18 protein-coding genes are annotated in these 17600 nt (G+C 63.5%); 9 read left to right on the forward strand and 9 right to left on the reverse strand.

Features of this window, described 5'->3' with window-relative positions:
- Positions 1-771, forward strand: coding sequence for an endonuclease III (nth, locus tag ASD01_RS27410; RefSeq protein WP_034805307.1), 771 nt, complete (start codon positions 1-3; stop codon positions 769-771).
- Between the two features lie 22 nt (positions 772-793).
- Here the strand turns inward: nth and ASD01_RS27415 are convergent, their stop codons facing one another.
- On the reverse strand, positions 794-1387 hold the full coding sequence (locus ASD01_RS27415; protein ID WP_034804961.1) for a TetR/AcrR family transcriptional regulator: 594 nt from the start codon (positions 1385-1387) through the stop codon (positions 794-796).
- Between the two features lie 68 nt (positions 1388-1455).
- Here ASD01_RS27415 and ASD01_RS27420 point away from each other — a divergent pair, with 68 nt between their 5' ends.
- Positions 1456-1884, forward strand: a complete 429-nt coding sequence (locus tag ASD01_RS27420; protein ID WP_034804958.1) for a VOC family protein — start codon at positions 1456-1458, stop codon at positions 1882-1884.
- Between the two features lie 87 nt (positions 1885-1971).
- Positions 1972-2964, forward strand: a complete 993-nt coding sequence (locus ASD01_RS27425) for an adenosine kinase (RefSeq protein ID WP_034804955.1) — start codon at positions 1972-1974, stop codon at positions 2962-2964.
- Positions 2965-3003: 39 nt separating this feature from the next.
- Here the strand turns inward: ASD01_RS27425 and ASD01_RS27430 are convergent, their stop codons facing one another.
- Positions 3004-3555 carry an SH3 domain-containing protein gene (locus ASD01_RS27430; protein ID WP_034804952.1) on the reverse strand — a complete coding sequence of 184 codons (552 nt, stop codon included), beginning with the start codon at positions 3553-3555 and terminating at the stop codon, positions 3004-3006.
- Between the two features lie 182 nt (positions 3556-3737).
- Here ASD01_RS27430 and ASD01_RS27435 point away from each other — a divergent pair, with 182 nt between their 5' ends.
- Positions 3738-4742 carry a 2-hydroxyacid dehydrogenase gene (locus ASD01_RS27435; RefSeq protein WP_034804939.1) on the forward strand — a complete coding sequence of 335 codons (1005 nt, stop codon included), beginning with the start codon at positions 3738-3740 and terminating at the stop codon, positions 4740-4742.
- Positions 4743-4803: 61 nt separating this feature from the next.
- Here ASD01_RS27435 and ASD01_RS27440 read toward each other — a convergent pair whose 3' ends face one another.
- From ASD01_RS27440 to recF, 3 genes are read right to left on the reverse strand one after another with little or no spacing between them, the layout of a single operon-like run.
- Positions 4804-5271, reverse strand: coding sequence for a GNAT family N-acetyltransferase (locus ASD01_RS27440; RefSeq protein ID WP_034805304.1), 468 nt, complete (start codon positions 5269-5271; stop codon positions 4804-4806).
- Positions 5272-5281: 10 nt separating this feature from the next.
- Positions 5282-6043, reverse strand: coding sequence for a molybdopterin-synthase adenylyltransferase MoeB (locus tag ASD01_RS27445; RefSeq protein ID WP_034804936.1), 762 nt, complete (start codon positions 6041-6043; stop codon positions 5282-5284).
- A 27-nt stretch (positions 6044-6070) separates the two neighbouring features.
- Positions 6071-7195: a DNA replication/repair protein RecF gene (recF, locus tag ASD01_RS27450; RefSeq protein WP_034805301.1), complete on the reverse strand. Its 1125-nt coding sequence runs from the start codon at positions 7193-7195 to the stop codon at positions 6071-6073.
- Positions 7196-7398: 203 nt separating this feature from the next.
- Here recF and ASD01_RS27455 point away from each other — a divergent pair, with 203 nt between their 5' ends.
- Complete coding sequence (locus ASD01_RS27455) at positions 7399-8043, forward strand: DUF47 domain-containing protein (protein WP_034805298.1); 645 nt, start codon at positions 7399-7401, stop codon at positions 8041-8043.
- Positions 8043-9047, forward strand: coding sequence for an inorganic phosphate transporter (locus ASD01_RS27460; RefSeq protein ID WP_034804933.1), 1005 nt, complete (start codon positions 8043-8045; stop codon positions 9045-9047). The genes ASD01_RS27455 and ASD01_RS27460 overlap by 1 nt, the downstream gene beginning before the upstream one ends.
- Positions 9048-9095: 48 nt before the next feature.
- Here the strand turns inward: ASD01_RS27460 and ASD01_RS27465 are convergent, their stop codons facing one another.
- Together ASD01_RS27465 and ASD01_RS27470 are read right to left on the reverse strand one after the other, a co-directional pair.
- The gene (locus ASD01_RS27465; protein ID WP_034804931.1) at positions 9096-10484 is read right to left on the reverse strand and encodes a serine hydrolase; all 1389 of its coding nucleotides are present in this window, start codon (positions 10482-10484) and stop codon (positions 9096-9098) included.
- Positions 10485-10624: 140 nt separating this feature from the next.
- Complete coding sequence (locus tag ASD01_RS27470) at positions 10625-11524, reverse strand: LysR family transcriptional regulator (RefSeq protein ID WP_034804929.1); 900 nt, start codon at positions 11522-11524, stop codon at positions 10625-10627.
- A 133-nt stretch (positions 11525-11657) separates the two neighbouring features.
- Between ASD01_RS27470 and ASD01_RS27475 the strand changes: the two genes are divergently transcribed.
- The 3 genes from ASD01_RS27475 (at position 11658) to ASD01_RS27485 (ending at position 14145) form a co-directional block, all read left to right on the forward strand.
- Positions 11658-12407 carry an SDR family oxidoreductase gene (locus tag ASD01_RS27475; protein ID WP_034805296.1) on the forward strand — a complete coding sequence of 250 codons (750 nt, stop codon included), beginning with the start codon at positions 11658-11660 and terminating at the stop codon, positions 12405-12407.
- Positions 12408-12610: 203 nt separating this feature from the next.
- Positions 12611-13246, forward strand: a complete 636-nt coding sequence (locus ASD01_RS27480) for a DUF1326 domain-containing protein (RefSeq protein ID WP_034804927.1) — start codon at positions 12611-12613, stop codon at positions 13244-13246.
- Positions 13247-13251: 5 nt separating this feature from the next.
- Positions 13252-14145 carry a DUF2182 domain-containing protein gene (locus ASD01_RS27485; RefSeq protein ID WP_090426699.1) on the forward strand — a complete coding sequence of 298 codons (894 nt, stop codon included), beginning with the start codon at positions 13252-13254 and terminating at the stop codon, positions 14143-14145.
- 63 nt (positions 14146-14208) lie between these two features.
- Here the strand turns inward: ASD01_RS27485 and dnaJ are convergent, their stop codons facing one another.
- Together dnaJ and dnaK are read right to left on the reverse strand one after the other, a co-directional pair.
- A complete protein-coding gene (dnaJ, locus tag ASD01_RS27490) occupies positions 14209-15339 on the reverse strand; it encodes a molecular chaperone DnaJ (RefSeq protein ID WP_034804924.1) in 1131 nt (376 codons plus the stop codon).
- Positions 15340-15590: 251 nt separating this feature from the next.
- Positions 15591-17513 carry a molecular chaperone DnaK gene (dnaK, locus tag ASD01_RS27495; RefSeq protein WP_034804922.1) on the reverse strand — a complete coding sequence of 641 codons (1923 nt, stop codon included), beginning with the start codon at positions 17511-17513 and terminating at the stop codon, positions 15591-15593.
- Positions 17514-17600: the final 87 nt, after the last annotated feature.

Raw genomic sequence — 17600 nt, forward strand, 5'->3', positions numbered from 1 at the left:
ATGAAAAACGTGAAGCCAAAATTGCCCGTGGGTGTTGCAAAACCGAAGGCGAGCCGCCGCGCCACGCCGCGGGTGAAGAGCCTCTATAGCCAGGACGAGCTCAAGGAGATCTTCCGTCGCTTCTCGATCCAGCGGCCGGAGCCGAAGGGCGAGCTCGAGCACGTCAATCCCTTCACGCTGGTCGTCGCCGTGGCGCTCTCGGCGCAGGCGACCGATGCCGGCGTCAACAAGGCGACGCGTGCGCTCTTTGCCATCGCCGATACGCCGGAAAAGATGCTGGCGCTCGGCGAAGAAAAAGTCCGGGACTACATCAAGACCATCGGCCTCTATCGCAACAAGGCGAAGAACGTCATCGCGCTGAGCGAAAAGCTGATCCGCGACTTCGGCGGCGAGGTGCCGCGCACACGCGAAGAGCTGGTGACTCTGCCGGGCGTCGGGCGCAAGACCGCCAATGTCGTGCTCTCCATGGCCTTCGGCCAGTCGACGATCGCCGTCGACACCCACATCCTGCGCATCGCCAACAGGATCTGTCTGGCGCCGGGCAAGACCCCGGACGAGGTGGAAGACAAGCTGATAAAGATCATCCCCGACGAGTATCTCTACCACGCCCATCACTGGCTGATCTTGCACGGGCGCTACTGCTGCAAGGCGCGCAAGCCTGAGTGCGAGCGCTGCGTCATCGCCGATATCTGCAAGTCGCCGGAAAAGACCTGCGACATCCCGGCGTCGCTCGTCGAATTGCCGCCGCAGATGATCTCCGCCGCAAGCTGACGCCTGCCGTAAACGCTGATCCTTACGGCGACACCATCCGGTCGATCAGCGTGCCGATCGTTTCCGCATAGACCTCGCTCGACGCGCCATCGGCTATGTCGAGCGCCGCGCGATCGAAGGCAGCTGAAAGCAGCGAAGCCATGGCCGACAACCTTTCGGCAGAAACGGTGGCCGGAGCCATTGCCTCGGCAATCCCTTCCTCGAGCGTTCTCTGCGCGTTGGCCGCGTCGATCGCCATCATCTCCAGCTTACCGAGGACGGCAGGTCCATCAAGCAAGAGCAGGCGGATACGCCCCGGCTCGCGCATGGCGTCGAAATAGGCGCGGGCGCCGACCTTCAGTGCCTGGCGGGCCGAAAGGTCGCCTGACGTCGCCTGCTCGATCGACGTCGCCACAGCAATTGCTTCCCGTTCCGCCACCGCGCGAAACAACGCCTTCTTGTCTTCGAAGTGGTGATAGAGCGCGCCGCGGGTCAGGCCGGCGGCCGCGACGATGTCCGGCGTCGAGGTGTCGGCGTAGCCCCTGGTGACGAAGAGGCCGCGGGCGGCATCGAGGATCGCGGCGCGCGTCGTGTCGGAGCGCTCGCGATTGGAGCGTCGGGAGACTTCCTGTTGCATACATGCAGCCTGTATGTTAATTGAAGAAACATACAGATTGTATGATATTGCCGGAGCGAGGAAAAGCCATGAAATCGACGAGCTATTACCCGGTCATCATGACGGCCGACGTTGCCGCCACCGCCGCCTTCTATGTCGATCACTTCCGTTTCCAGGCGCTCTTCACCAGCGACTGGTATGTGCATCTTCAATCGGTCGAGGACGAGCATGTGACGTTGGCCGTGCTCGATTACCGCCACGAGACGATCCCCGAGGAGGCGCGTGCGCCGACGCGCGGTCTGCTTTTGAACTTCGAGGTCGATAATCCGGATGCGATCTATGCGCAGGCGCTTGCTGCCGGCCTGCCGATCCTCAAAACCTTGCGCGACGAGGATTTCGGCCAGCGCCATTTCATCACTGCCGACCCGAATGGCGTGCTGATCGATATCATCAAGCCCATTCCGCCGAGCGCCGAATTCGCCGCCGCCTATGAGGAAAGCGCGCTTCCTACGGCGTGAAGCCGCCTGCACGCGTCTTTTGTCTTCCAAATGGCCGGAAAACCGGTATTAACGAACACCGGCCATCACGGAGACCGGACGAGGTTCATGACAAAATACGACGTGCTGACGATCGGCAACGCCATCGTTGATATCATCGCGCGCTGCGACGATGCTTTTCTCAATGAAAACGGCATCATAAAGGGCGCCATGAACCTCATCGATGCCGAGCGAGCCGAGTTGCTGTACTCGCGCATGGGCCCGGCGGTCGAAGCCTCCGGCGGCAGCGCCGGCAATACGGCTGCGGGCGTTGCCAGCCTCGGCGGCCGCGCTGCCTATTTCGGCAAGACCGCAAGCGACCAGCTCGGCGAGATCTTCGCCCACGACATCCGTGCCCAGGGCGTCTATTTCCAGACGAAGCCGCTCGAAACCGTGCCGCCGACGGCGCGCTCGATGATCTTCGTCACCGAGGATGGCGAACGGTCGATGAATACCTATCTCGGCGCCTGCGTCGAGCTTGGCCCCGAGGACGTCGAAGCCGACGTCGTCGCTGAGGCCAAGGTCACCTATTTCGAAGGTTATCTCTGGGATCCGCCGCGCGCCAAGGATGCTATCCGCGAAACCGCACGGATCGCCCACGCGAATGGCCGCGAGACCGCGATCACGCTGTCGGACAGCTTCTGCGTTCACCGCTATCGCGACGAGTTCCTGGAACTCATGCGCTCCGGCACGGTCGACATCGTCTTTGCCAACAAGCAGGAGGCGCTGGCGCTCTACGAGACCGAGGATTTCGATCTGGCGCTGGAGAAGCTCTCGAAGGATTGCAAGCTTGCGGCGGTAACGCTCAGCGAAGAGGGTTCGGTTGTCGTGCGCGGCGACGAACGCGTTCGGGTCACCGCAACGCCGATCGCCCAGGTTGTCGATACGACCGGCGCCGGCGACCTCTATGCCGCCGGCTTCCTTCACGGCTACACGAGCGGGCGCTCGCTCGAAGACTGCAGCAAGCTCGGCAATCTCGCGGCCGGCATCGTCATCGGCCAGATCGGGCCGCGGCCGATGGTCTCGCTGGAAACGGCCGCCAAACAGGCTGGTCTCGCCTGATCCGACCGAATTGATTTTTGGTTAAAGACGGGCGCGGCCTTACTTGAAGGCCTCGCCCGGATAGGCGCCCCAGATTTCGCCTTGGGCGATCCAGCCTTCGACGCCTTGCGCTTCGGCATGGCACCAGTCGCCATTGCACTCGCCGACTTTCACGATGACACCGGGCTCCATGCGGGCGACGATCGGGGAATTGCCCTGCGCGTCGCGGCGCATGTTGACGAAGACGCCTTCGCCCTTGCCGCGCATCCAGGGGGCTGCAACGGCTGTGCGGTCGCCGGAAAGCAGCGCCTGGTTCACCCAGCCCTCGGTGCCGTCGGCGTCGCGGATGCGGCGCCAGTTATCGTACTCCTGAATGATCTCGACCGGCACGCCCGGCTTCATGTAGCGGAAGGCGACCGCGTAATCGACGCTCGGGCCGATCCGCAGATTGACGCTCTTGGACTTCAGGCTGACGAAGCGCGGCAGCGGCAGCCCGCTGGCGCCCTTGGCGGCCTGAGCGTAAGCCGCTGACGTCATGATCGCGGCGCCAAGGCAGGCGGCGATCAACGAGAGCGAGAATCTGGAAATGACGTGACGCATGACGAAGCCCATTTTCCGTGGCACTAGCTTTTGCAGGCGCAGTTCACTTGAGGCCCATGGGTCGGGCGGAAATCGCGGGGACGACGACGCGAGTTTTGTTTGTCTTCCCGGTGGGGTCTGGTAGAAATTGCGGCTACAGGGAGAAAGTATCGCCCAACTTGGTTAAGGACCCGTCAACAAGGCCCGTCGCAGCAATGACAAGCAAGAAGAAGCCCACGGTCTACATCACCCGCAAATTGCCTGACATCGTGGAGACGCGCATGCGCGAGCTCTTCGATGCGGAGCTGAACATCGACGACACGCCGCGCAGCCAGCCGGAACTCGTTGCCGCGGTGAAACGCGCCGACGTGCTGGTGCCGACGGTGACCGATCGCATCGATGCGGCGCTGATCGAGCAGGCCGGCCCGCAGCTGAAGCTGATCGCGAGCTTTTCCAACGGCGTCGACAACATCGATGTCGATGCTGCGGCCCGCAAGGGTATCACCGTGACCAACACGCCGAACGTGTTGACCGAAGACACCGCGGACATGGCGATGGCGCTGATCCTCGCCGTGCCGCGCCGGCTTGCCGAAGGTGCGCAGATCCTGACCGATCGCAAGGGCGAATGGGCTGGCTGGTCGCCGACCTGGATGCTCGGCCGGCGCATTGCCGGCAAGCGCATCGGCATCGTCGGCATGGGCCGGATCGGCACCGCTGTCGCCCGCCGCGCCAAGGCCTTCGGCCTTTCGATCCACTACCACAACCGCCACCGGGTGAAGGCGGAAACCGAAGAGATGCTGGAGGCGACCTATTGGGACAGCCTCGACCAGATGCTTGCCCGCGTCGATATCGTCTCGGTCAACTGCCCGTCGACGCCGGCGACCTACCACCTGCTCTCGGCACGGCGATTGGCGCTGATGCGACCGGACAGCTACATCGTCAACACCGCCCGCGGCGGCATCATCGACGAGACGGCGCTGATCAAGTCGCTGCGTGAAGGCAAGATCGCTGGCGCCGGCCTCGACGTCTTCGAGAACGAGCCGGCCGTCAATCCGAAGCTGATCAAGCTTGCCGGTGAGGGCAAGGTCGTGCTCCTGCCGCATATGAGCTCGGCGACGCTTGAGGGTCGCATCGACATGGGCGAGAAGGTGGTGATTAACATCCGCACCTTCTTCGATGGCCACCGACCACCGGACCGCGTGCTTCCCGGCCGCGATTGATGGCGAAACGCCGCACGGCCTTGTCGTGCGGTCGTCCATCCGGTTCGCTCAAGCCCGGAAGCTAAAGTGTCTTGCGCATCTCGATCGCCGTCGGCCGGGTAAAACCGGGATGGCACATCGTGTCGCTCTGGACGAAGCCCCAGGCGGCAAAGGCGCGGTGATTGTCGATGAGTTCGATGCGGGTGAGAAGCCTCAGCGCCGGCAGCTTCAGCGCACGCGCCGTCGCCTCCGCTTCGGCGAGCAGCAGCCGACCGATACCCTTTCCTTGCGTCTCAGGCGCGACGGCAAGCTTGCCGATATAGAGACAATCGTCCTCCGGTTTGCAGAAGATGCAGCCGACGAGCCTTTCGCCGTCGCGGACGCCGAAGGCGATCTCGTCAACGATCTTCTGCCGGAGCAACTCGATGTTCAACGCATGCGCCGACGACGGCGGGTCGATCCGCCCGTCCATGTAGGAGAAGGCGCCAAGGATCAGCGCCAGCAGTTCCTCGTAGCGGTCGAATGCTTCGTCGATGCGAAAGATCTGCACCATGGTCGGCCTATGCTCTGCGGCGATAGCGGATGGTGTTGAACTGTGCCGTCAGCGCGTCATACATCAGCAGCCGTCCGACCAGCGGTTCGCCGAAGCCGGCGATCACCTTGATTGCCTCCATCGCCTGCAAGGTGCCGATGACGCCAGTCAGCGCGCCGACGATGCCGGCCTCCGCGCAGGAGGGCACGACACCGGCCGGCGGCGGCTCGGGAAAGAGATCGCGATAGGAGGGGTTCGGCCGTCCATCGGCGCCGGCGCTGTAGGGCATCAGCACCGTCAGAGATCCGTCGAAGCGGCCGACGGCGCCGGTCACCAGCGGAATGCCGACCGCTGCCGCCGTATCGGCGGCGAGATAGCGCGTATCGAAATTGTCCGAGCCGTCGATCACCAGGTCATATTGCCGGAAAAGCGCCTCGGCATTGTCGGGGTTGAGCCTGAGCCTGTGTTCGTCGACGCCGACATGCGGGTTGAGGGCGGTGATCGCCTCGGCGGCCCGCTCGACCTTGGCGCGGTCGATGTCTTCCGTGCGGTGGATGATCTGCCGCTGCAGGTTGGAAAGCGCGACCGCATCGTCGTCGACGATGCCGATCCGGCCGATGCCGGCGGCGGCAAGATAGACGAGCACTGGAGCGCCGAGCCCGCCGGCCCCGATCACCAGCACACGGGCCGCCTTCAGCCTTTGTTGCCCGGCACCCCCGATCTCCGGCAGCACGATATGGCGGGCGTAGCGGGTGATCTCCGATTGGTCGAGCTTGTTCTCACCGGTCATGGCAAAATCCTCCTCGGTGACCTCTGCTTATCCCGTAACACTGCCGTGCGAAACCGTCAGAAAGCGGCCGCGTTCGCCCAGCGCCTCGAACATCGCTTGGTCCGTCCCGGTCATGAAGGCCTGGCCGCCAAGGCCGTCGACGAGATCGAACAGAGCGGCGCGCCGGTTGACGTCGAGATGGGCGGCGATCTCGTCGAGCAGCAGGATCGGCGCGTGGCCGGTCATGTCGCCGACGAGGCGCGCATGCGCCAGCACCAGGCCGACGAGCAGCGCCTTCTGCTCTCCGGTCGAGCAGCGTGCTGCCTCCATGTCCTTCTCGCGGTGACGCACGAGCAGGTCGCTCCGGTGCGGCCCGTCGAGCGTGCGCCCCGCCGCGGCGTCGCGCGGACGCCCATCACGCAGCATCGTCAGATATTGTTCTTCCAGATCATAGGCCGGACGATGGCCCTCGTCGTCGAGAAAGCCCGACAACGCCAGGCGCGCCGAGGGAAAGACGCTTTCATCGACAGTGCGCTCGACCAGCGCCGTCAACAGACCGAGCATTTCCTGCCGCGCCAGCGCCATGGAGACGCCGAGACCGGCCATTTCCTTTTCGATCGCCGTCAGCCAGGAAGGGTCCGGGCGGAATTCACCGAGCAGCCGGTTGCGGCTGCGCATCGCCCGGTCGAATTCGCTGGAGCGACGGCCGTGCTCCGGATCGAGCGACAGTACAAGACGATCGAGGAAACGCCGCCGGTCGGCCGAAGGCCCGGTAAAGAGCCCATCCATCGATGGCGTCAGCCAGAGGACGCGCAGGTGATCGGTCAGTTCGTCGACGGTCGCTGCCGGTGTTCCATTCAGCCGCAGCCGCCGGGATTGCCCTTCCGTGACGCCGGCAGTCCCGGTGCCGATCTCGACGGTTCCCTCCATGCCCTCGACTTCCGCAAAGACCGAGAACCCGTCGCCGGCACCGACCCGGGTCACGTCCGCATAGGCTGCGCGCCTGAGGCCGCGGCCGGGCGAAAGGAAAGAGACGGCTTCCATGAGGTTGGTCTTGCCGGCGCCGTTCTCCCCCGTCAGCACCACATGGCGCTGATCGAGCTCAAGCGAGAGGGCCGCATAGTTGCGGAACTCCGTAAGCTTCAGGCGGTTGAGAAAGACCTTGTTTGGCATCGGCAGTCCGGATTCGACGTTGGGCGCAGCTAGGACGAAAGCGCCTGCCAAGGCAAGGCGAAATGGGGCGCGTCGCCATATCGTGCAAGATAGGCCGATATCGACAGGGGAAAGGCGACAAACCCCTTTGATTCGGTGCTTTTCATAAAGGACCTAGTGAAATATGACAGCCGCATGACAATCCACAGATGGATATACGTGTGATGCTGGCCTGGTTCCGCAAACTTCTTCCCCGCGAGGATCGCTTCTTCGACCTCTTCGCAAAACATTCGCGCACCGTCGTCGGTGCTGCCGATGCGCTCGACAAGGTTCTCGCTGGCGGCGACGATCTGGAAAGACACTGCGACCGGATCGTCGCGTTCGAGGATGAGGCGGACCACATCACCGCCGAGGTGCTGCTGGCCGTGCGCCGGTCCTTTATCACGCCCTTCGACCGCGGCGACATCAAGGATCTAATCCAGTCGATGGATGATGCCATCGACATGATGCACAAGACCGTCAAGACGATCCGCCTTTACGAACAGAAGAGCTTCGATCCCGGCATGCGCGAAATGGGCACCACGGTCGTCAAGGCCGCGCACCTGATCGCCGAGGCCATTCCGCTGCTCGATAGGATCGGCGCCAATCACGACCGCCTGATCGCGATCGCCGAAGAGGTCACCCGCATCGAGGGCCGCTCCGACGAACTGCACGAACAGGGCCTCAAGGACCTGTTCCGCCGCCACGGCGCCAGCAACCCGATGGCCTACATCATCGGCAGCGAGATCTATGGCGAGCTCGAAAAGGTCGTCGACCGCTTCGAGGACGTCGCCAATGAAATCAGCGGCATCGTGATCGAGAACGTCTGATGGATGCGACGCTCGCCTTTCCGTTGCTCGTCGGGCTGATCGGCATCGCGCTGTTCTTCGACTTCCTGAACGGTCTGCACGACGCCGCCAACTCGATCGCGACGATCGTCTCGACACGGGTGCTGAGACCGCAGTACGCGGTCATGTGGGCGGCCTTTTTCAACTTCATCGCCTTCCTGTTCTTCGGCCTGCACGTGGCCGAGACGCTGGGCAAGGGCATCATCGATCCCGGCATCGTCACGCCGCTGGTGATCTTCTCGGCGCTGATCGGCGCAATCGTCTGGAACATCGTCACCTGGCTCTTCGGCATCCCGTCGAGTTCGTCGCACGCGCTGATCGGCGGCCTCGTCGGTGCCGGTCTTGCGAGCACCGGTTTCAGTTCGATCGTCTGGACCGGCCTCCTGAAGACCGTCGGCGCGATCTTCATGTCGCCGGCGATCGGCTTTTTCCTGGCGCTCATGCTGGTGCTGATCGTTTCCTGGATCTTCGTGCGCCAGACGCCCTTTGCCGTCGACCGCACCTTCCGCGTCATGCAGTTCGTCTCGGCCTCGCTCTATTCGCTCGGCCATGGCGGCAACGACGCGCAGAAGACCATGGGCATCATCGCGGTGCTGCTCTACTCGCAAGGCTATCTCGGCTCGGAGTTCTATGTGCCGTTCTGGGTGGTGATCACCTGCCAGGCGGCGATCGCGCTCGGCACGCTGTTCGGCGGTTGGCGCATCGTCCACACCATGGGCTCGAAGATTACCAGGCTCAATCCGATGCAGGGCTTCTGCGCCGAGACCGGCGGAGCGATCACGCTTTTTGCCGCCACCTGGCTCGGCATCCCGGTCTCGACGACGCACACCATCACCGGAGCGATCATCGGCGTTGGTGCTGCGCGTCGCGTTTCGGCCGTGCGCTGGGGGCTTGCCGGCAATATCGTCATTGCCTGGTTCATCACCATGCCCGCCGCAGCGGCGATTTCGGCGCTCGCCTACTTCACCATCGATCTGCTGTTCTGATCGATCTGGAAATCGTCTCCCGCCTGCTTACGAGGCGGGAGGCGCCCGTCATTTCGAGACCCGAGGCGCAGGGCTGCTCTGCCCACCCTGGTGCAAGGTCAGGCTTTCGGCTCGGTCGCCTTTGAGCGTGAAGCTGATCTGGGCATCGATGAGCTTCGTAAAGAAGCGGTGCTCGGCCTCCGGAAGGATTTCGAGCCGGTCCTGCCCGGTCGCCTGGGCAAACAGGCTATCGCCATCCTGAAAGATCGTGAGTTCGAAGTCGGGCGCCAGCCTGTAGGTGCCGACATAGACATCATAGCGCGCCGGGTCGATCACTATGGCCGTACGCTCGACGATCGGCGGCGCAAGCGGCGCGTTGCGATTGAGCAGATGGCGGCCGATGTCGTCGACGCCGACCTCGGTCGACGCGTTGGAGAGAGCGACGACGCCGACACCCGTCGACGGACGGTAGCCGACGAAGGATCTATAGCCGCCGGTTCCCCCATTGTGCCAGATGAACTGCTCGTCGCCCTTGCCAGAGACGACCCAGCCGAGCGCCTGCTGGTCGCGATCGCCGTTGCCGAGCGGTTGTCGGGTCGACAGCAGCGCGCTGAAGGCGGGAGCGAGCGGCGATGCCGTCTTTCCCATGGCCGCCTCAAGGAAAAGCAGGAGATCGTCCACGGTCGAGCGCAGGGCGCCTGCACCCTGCAGCGCGTCGAGATCCCAATCGCTCACCGGCTCCATGGCCGCATCGTGGCCCGTTGCCCGGCGTTCCGCCCAATCGGGCTGCTGCGTGATCGCCGTGTCCTTCATGCCGAGGGGAACGGCGATACGGCTGATGACGAGGTCTTCATAGGAGACCCCGGCCTTCAAGGCGATCGCGTGGCCGAGAAGCCCGGCGCCGAGATTGGAGTATTCATGCTCGACGCCGGGGCGGCGCTGCGGCTTGTGACTGGAGAGGAAAGCATAGAGCTTCGCCGCGTCGTAGCCGGCATAGGGATTGCTCATGTCGGCCGGCACCAGATTGCTGGGCAATCGCGGCAGGCCGGACATGTGCGTTGCGAGGTCGCCGAGCGTGATCGGCGTCTGCTTGTTCTCGGGCATGATCACGCTCTCGGGAAGAAGCGTGGCGACGGGTGTGCTGAGGCTGAGTGTGCCTTTCTCCATCGCATCGGCCAGCAGCAGCGCGGTAAAGACCTTGGTGACCGAGCCGATCTCGAACACGGTCTGCCCGTCGACGGGGCGCGGGTCACCTTTGGCCGGATGGCCGTGGGCGATGATGCGCCGGCCATTGGCATCGATGATACCGACGACGATGCCGATCGACTGCTGCTGCTTGTCGATCCGGTCGGCCAGGATCTCCTGAATTTCTGCGTCGGTGGGAGCGGGAAGCGGACTTGCGTGAGCGTTGGTGCCAAGCGCCATGAGGACGATCCAGTTCAGAAAGCGGTTCCGCATGAAAGATAGGAATCCAATTTTCGGTTGTCAGGGGATGCGCTGATGATGCCAGCCGGTTTCGGTCAAGCCTTGGTCAAGACTTGATCGGCGATCGGCGCGATACCGTCGCCCGCAACGATTGTGCCGGGATTGCGGAGCCGTCACGGATCCCAATAGGGCGGATCGCCGAAGGCTTCCTTCAGGTGCTGGGCGATGGCTCTGAGCTTGGTGGAGGCGCGCCGGCCCTCTGGATGCGCCATGTAGATGAACTCCGGCTCCGGGCTGAGCCCGACGTCGATCTCGTTCAGTTGCCCCTCGCGCACGGCCGGACCGGCGATGAAGGCGGGCAACAGCGCGATGCCGAGCCCGGCGACGGCGGCATCGTGCAACATGTCGCCATTGTTCATGCCAAGCGCCAGGCGCGCCCGTACGACTGTCGCACCGCCAGGTCCTTCGAAGCGCCAGTCGGCAGCACCCCGGTTGGTGTAGAAGATGCCGCGATGGCCCTCGAGTTCGGCGAGCGACGCGGGCGTGCCGTGCCGGTCGAGATAGTCGGGCGCGGCGACCAGCAGGCGCCGGCTTCTCGCAAGTTTCCACACGACCAGCCGCGAGTCGGCGATCGCGCCATGGCGCACGATCGCGTCGTAGCCTTCGGAGGCGGCATCGACCCGTCGGTCGTCGAGGTCAAGCGTCAGCTCGATCTCCGGGTGTTGGGCCAGGAACGGATAGAGCGCCGGGCCGAGATGCCTTCGGCCGAAGCTGACGGGGGCCGCGATCCGAAGCGGTCCCGTCAGCAGCCCGCGGCGTTCGGCAAGATCGCTGGCGGCCGCCTGCACTTCGCTGACAATCCGGATGGCGCGCTCGCGAAACGCGATGCCATCCTCGGTGAGCGTCAGCTTGCGTGTGGTGCGGTGGAGAAGCGTGGCGTTGAGCCCGCGCTCCAGTTCTGCCACTCTTTCGCTGACGACGGATTTCGACAGCCGCAGGCGACGTGCCGCCTCGCTGATCGAGCCGGCTTCGGCCACGGCGACAAAGGCAGCTATTCCTTCGATCTTCATCATCGTTCGGCTTTTCCGAATTCGAGTTCCACGATTGGGAGACTAATCCGAACGACCGTTTTCCGCCATATCTGTGGGCATCGAAGGACGGCCAATTGAACCGGCCTCCTTCTCAACCCAGCAAGAGGATTTCATCATGTCACGTTTGGAGAACAAGACGGCACTCATCACCGGCGGCACCAGCGGCATCGGTCTCGAAACCGCCCGCCAGTTCATTGCCGAAGGCGCACGCGTTGCCGTCACCGGCACCAATCCGAAGAACATCGCCGAAGCCCGATCCGTCCTTGGCGAGGCTGCGCTCATCATCGAGGCCGATGCCGGCAATGTCGCCGGCCAGGCGGCCGTTGCCGAAAAGATCCGTGCCGCCTTCGGCACGCTCGACATCCTGTTCATCAATGCCGGCATCGCCAAGCTGCAGCCGATCGAAGAGTGGGACGAGGCGAGCTTCGACCGGTCGATCGCCATCAACGTCAAGGGCCCGTACTTCCTGATCCAGGCACTGCTGCCCGTGTTCTCCAAGCGCGCCTCGGTCGTGCTCAACACCTCGATCAACGCCCATATCGGCATGCCGACCTCCAGCGTCTATGCGTTGACCAAGGCGGGCCTGCTGTCGCTGGCCCGCACGCTCTCCGGCGAACTCATCGGCCGCGGCATCCGGGTCAATGCCGTCAGCCCCGGCCCAATCCGCACGCCGCTCCATGACGGCCACGCCCCGACGCCCGAACAAAACAAGCAAGTGGTCGATGCGATCGCCGCGCAGATCCCGCTTGGCCGTTTCGGCGATGCGAGCGAGATCGCCAAGGCCGTGGTCTTCCTCGCTTCGGACGAAGCCACCTTTACCGTCGGTGCCGAACTGATCGTCGATGGCGGCATGGCGACGCTTTAGGACGGCACCGATAAGGAGCTCGAAACCTGATCACCCAAGCGCCGCGGGTCCGACCGACCCGCGGCGCTGTCGTGTTCCCGCCTCTGCCTATCGCCTGCCGTTGGCATCGGCGGCGGAGAAGAGTATATTTTTCCGTTCTAATAAAAGGCATCCGTTTGCGGGGAACCGCGAGACGAACACCGATCAGATCTCAGGAGGAGACGATGACGAGTGTCAGATGGATGATGAAGGGGCGTGAGTTCATTCATTGCAATTGCGCCTATGGCTGCCCCTGCCAGTTCAACGCTCTGCCGACCCAAGGCCATTGCAGCGCTGTCGGCGCCTTCGAGATCGAGGAAGGCTATCACGGCGACACGCGGCTCGATGGGCTTCGCGGCGGCCTGATCGCCGCGTGGCCGGGCGCGATCCATGAGGGCAGGGGGCAGGTGGTGCCGATCGTCGACAGCCGCGCATCGGACGAACAGCGCGGCGCGCTGCTGCGCATTATGAGTGGCGAGGATACGGAACCCGGCGCGACCTTCTTCCAGGTCTTCGCAACCACCTTCGAAACCATGCACGATCCGGTCTTTGCCGAGATCGATTTCGAGGTTGATGTTGGCGCCCGAACGGCGCGGCTGAACGTGCCGGGCTGGATCGCCGCACGCGGCGAGCCGATCCTCAATCCCGTGACCGGCGCCGCCCATCAGGCGCGCATCAATCTCCCCCATGGCTTCGAATACGACATTTGCGAAGTCGGGCGCGGATGGGCCGATACGAAAGGGCCGCTGACTTTGGCGCTTGCGGATTCGCATGCCCATTTCGCCCGGATGCATTTGACCGAAAGCGGCGTGATCCACTGACGCCGATGGGAGACACGGCGCTCGAAACCCTGCTTAGACGTGACCGCGTCATCGTCGTGGCGGCGCTGGTCACCCTGACGGCGATCAGCTGGCTCTACATCCTGTGGCTGGCGTCGGCCATGGACATGGCTCGTCCCCCGGCTCCTTCAGCCAGCATGGATATGGGCTCCGGCATGGACATGGATATGCCCATGGACATGCCGGCGGACAAGCCCATGACCATGGGGGCACAGCAGGGCGCCATGGCATCGATGGCGGGCGCGGTTGCCGCTCCCTGGTCCGCCACGACCTTCGCCTATGCCCTCGTCATGTGGGCCGTAATGATGGTCGGCATGATGGTGCCGTCGGCGACGCCGATGATCCTGCTCTATGCCCGTGTCGGCCGCAAGGCCGCCCAACAGGGCAAGCCCTTTGCCGCCACCGGTTTCTTTGCCGCCGGCTATCTGTCGGCCTGGATCCTGTTCGCGCTCGTCGCCGTTCTCGGGCAATGGCTGCTCGATCGCGCCCTGTTGCTCACGCCGGCGCTTGCAAGCGCCAGTGCGGTCCTCAGCGGCATCGTGCTGATTGCTGTCGGCCTGTTCCAGTTCACGCCGCTCAAGGATCGCTGTCTCAGCCAATGCCAGGCGCCGCTGCTTTTCATCCAGTCCCACGGCGGCTTTCGTCGGGAAGCGGGCGGTGCCTTCGGCCTCGGTGTGCGGCACGGGCTCTATTGCGTCGGCTGCTGCTGGGCGCTGATGGCGCTGCTGTTCGTCGGCGGGGTGATGAACGTGCTGTGGATCGCCGCGATCGCCATCTTCGTTCTGGCGGAGAAGGTCGTGCCCGGCGGCAGGATCCTGTCTCGCATCGCTGGGGTAGCGCTCGTTTTGGCCGGGCTGTGGCAGCTCATGGCCCTGCTCTGAAATAGAAGCGCCGCGCAACCGTTTCCGGCGCGCGGCACTGCAGAAGTCGTCGGGCTTGAAGCCTTAGTCGCTCAGCGTATCGAAGAAATCCTTCATCCGGGCAAAGAAGCCGGTCGATTCCGGATTGTTGTCCTTGGAGGAGATCTCCTCGAATTCCTGCAGCAGTTCGCGCTGGCGCTTGGTCAGCTTCTGCGGCGTTTCGATCTGGATCTGGATGTAGAGGTCGCCCGATTGCGCCGAGCGCAGCACCGGCATGCCCTTGCCCTTCAAGCGGAACTGCTTGCCGGCCTGGGTGCCCTCGGGAACCGTGACGCGCGACTTGGTGCCGTCGAGTGTCGTCACGTCGAACTTGCCGCCAAGAGCAGCCGTCGTCATCGAGATCGGCACGCTGCAATAGAGATCGGCGCCGTCGCGCTGGTAGAACTCATGCGGCCTGACCGAAAGGAAGATGTAGAGGTCGCCCGACGGTCCGCCGCGAAGCCCGGCTTCGCCCTCGCCCGAAAGGCGGATGCGCGTGCCGTCCTCGATGCCGGCCGGAATGTTGACCGAGAGGGTGCGCTCTTCGGTGACCCGGCCCTGGCCGTGGCACTTGCCGCAGGGGTCGGTGATCGTCTGACCGCGCCCGCCGCAGGTGGGGCAGGTGCGTTCGATCGAGAAGAAGCCTTGAGCGGCGCGCACGCGGCCGGAGCCGTGGCAGGTGCCGCAGGTCTTGGGGCTGGTGCCCGGCTTGGCGCCGGAGCCGGTGCAGACGTCGCAGGTAATCGAGGTCGGAACGCGGATCTGCGCCGTTTTGCCGCCGAAGGCTTCCTCGAGCGAGATCTCCATGTTGTAGCGAAGATCGGCGCCGCGCTCGCGGCCGCCCGATGAGCGCCGCTGGCGCCCGCCGCCCATCATCTCGCCGAAGATGTCTTCGAAGATGTCGGAGAAACCGCCGGCGCCACCGCCGCCGAATCCGTTGCCCATGCCGCCCTGCTCGAAAGCCGCATGACCGTAGCGGTCATAGGCCGCCCGCTTCTGCGGGTCCTTGAGCATCTCGTAGGCTTCGTTGATTTCCTTGAAGGTCTTCTCCGCTGCCGCGTCGCCGGGGTTCTTGTCCGGATGATACTTCATCGCGAGCTTGCGGAAGGCGCTCTTCAGCTCCTTTTCGTCGGCGTTCTTGGCAACACCAAGCGTTTCGTAGAGATCACGTTTCATTCGTAGAAGATTATCCTGTTGGCAAGCCAGCGCGATGGCTCGGCGGCTGCCCGTTTACCTTGCCACCGATTTAGTAAACCTTGAAGCGCGATACCATAGCCCGAACGGCGGTAGATACGGTTTTTTGTCGGAAAAGGTACGTTTGCGGCAAGTCACAGTGCCGATCGCCGATATTGCAGGCCCTGACGGGCGAGACCGGCAACAAAAAAGCCCGGGCGAACCCGGGCTTTTCCGTCTGTTTGAAGGGCGACTTAGGCCGAACGCTTGCGATCGTCTTCGTCGTTGACTTCTTCGTAGTCGGCATCGACGACATCGCCGTCACGGGCAGCGTCGGCGGCGGCATCCGCATGAGCGGCTTCCGTCTGCTGCGCTTCGTAGATCGCCTGGCCGAGTTTCATGGAAACTTCCATGAGCGTGTTGGTCTTGGCCTTGATGTCTTCGGCGTCCGGCTCGGAGGCTTCGACGGCGGTCTTCAGCGCGGCAATCGCGTCGGAGATCGCCTTGCGGTCCGTTTCCGAAACCTTGTCGCCGTAATCCTTCAGCGACTTCTCGCTGGAGTGGATCAGGCTTTCGGCCTGGTTCTTGGCTTCCACGCCTTCGCGACGCTTCTTGTCGACCTCAGCGTTGGCTTCGGCGTCCTTGACCATCTTTTCGATGTCGGCGTCGGAGAGGCCGCCAGATGCCTGGATGCGGATCTGGTGTTCCTTGCCGGTGCCTTTGTCCTTGGCCGAAACCTGCACGATGCCGTTGGCATCGATGTCGAAGGTCACTTCGATCTGCGGCATGCCGCGCGGTGCCGGCGGAATGCCGACGAGGTCGAACTGGCCGAGCAGCTTGTTGTCTGCAGCCATTTCACGCTCGCCCTGGGAGACGCGGATCGTCACGGCCGACTGGTTGTCGTCGGCGGTCGAGAAGGTCTGCGACTTCTTGGTCGGGATCGTCGTGTTGCGTTCGATCAGGCGGGTGAAGACGCCACCGAGCGTTTCGATGCCGAGCGACAGCGGGGTGACGTCGAGCAGGAGAACGTCCTTGACGTCGCCCTGCAGAACGCCGGCCTGGATGGCGGCGCCCATGGCGACCACTTCATCCGGGTTCACGCCCTTGTGCGGCTCCTTGCCGAACAGCTGCTTGACGGTTTCCTGCACCTTCGGCATGCGGCTCATGCCACCGACGAGAACGACTTCGTCGATCTCGGCAGCCGAGACGCCGGCATCCTTGAGGGCTGCCTTGCACGGCGCGACGGTGCGCTGGATCAGGTCGTCGACAAGCGCTTCGAACTTGGCGCGGGTCAGCTTCATCGTCAGGTGCTTCGGACCGGAAGCGTCAGCCGTGATGAACGGCAGGTTGATTTCGGTCTGCTGCGACGAGGACAGCTCGATCTTGGCCTTTTCAGCGGCTTCCTTCAGGCGCTGAAGAGCGAGCTTGTCGTTCTTCAGGTCGATGCCCTGTTCCTTCTTGAACTCGCCGGCGAGGTACTGGACGAGACGCATGTCGAAGTCTTCGCCACCGAGGAAGGTGTCGCCGTTGGTCGACTTCACTTCGAAGACGCCGTCGCCGATTTCGAGAACCGAGATATCGAAGGTACCACCACCCAAGTCGTAAACGGCGATCGTCTTGCCGTCCTTCTTGTCGAGGCCGTAGGCGAGCGCTGCCGCGGTCGGCTCGTTGATGATGCGCAGAACTTCGAGACCGGCGATCTTGCCGGCATCCTTGGTTGCCTGGCGCTGGGCGTCGTTGAAGTAGGCCGGTACGGTGATGACGGCCTTCTCGACCTTTTCACCGAGGTAGGATTCGGCCGTTTCCTTCATCTTCTGAAGGATCATGGCGGAGATCTGCGACGGGGAGTAATCCGTGCCGTGCGCTTCGACCCAGGCGTCGCCATTGTCGGCCTTGGTAATCTTGTAAGGAACCATGTCCTTGTCTTTTTGCGTGGTCGGGTCCTGGAAGGTCCGGCCGATCAGGCGCTTGATCGCAAAAAGCGTGTTTTCCGGATTGGTGACAGCCTGGCGCTTGGCCGGCTGGCCAACGAGACGCTCGCCGTCTTCGCTGAATGCCACCATCGAGGGGGTCGTGCGCGCACCCTCGGCATTTTCGATCACCTTCGCGTCTTTACCGTCCATGACGGCGACGCAGGAGTTGGTCGTTCCCAGGTCAATACCAATAACTTTAGCCATGTCGTTCTCTCCTTGCAGCGGACTGTCGGAACCCGGTCAGGCATTCGTGAGACAGCCCCTAACGGGATGGTCTTTGGATTTCTTCGC

Source organism: Ensifer sp. Root423 (genome assembly GCF_001426275.1).
Lineage (GTDB): Bacteria > Pseudomonadota > Alphaproteobacteria > Rhizobiales > Rhizobiaceae > Ensifer > Ensifer adhaerens.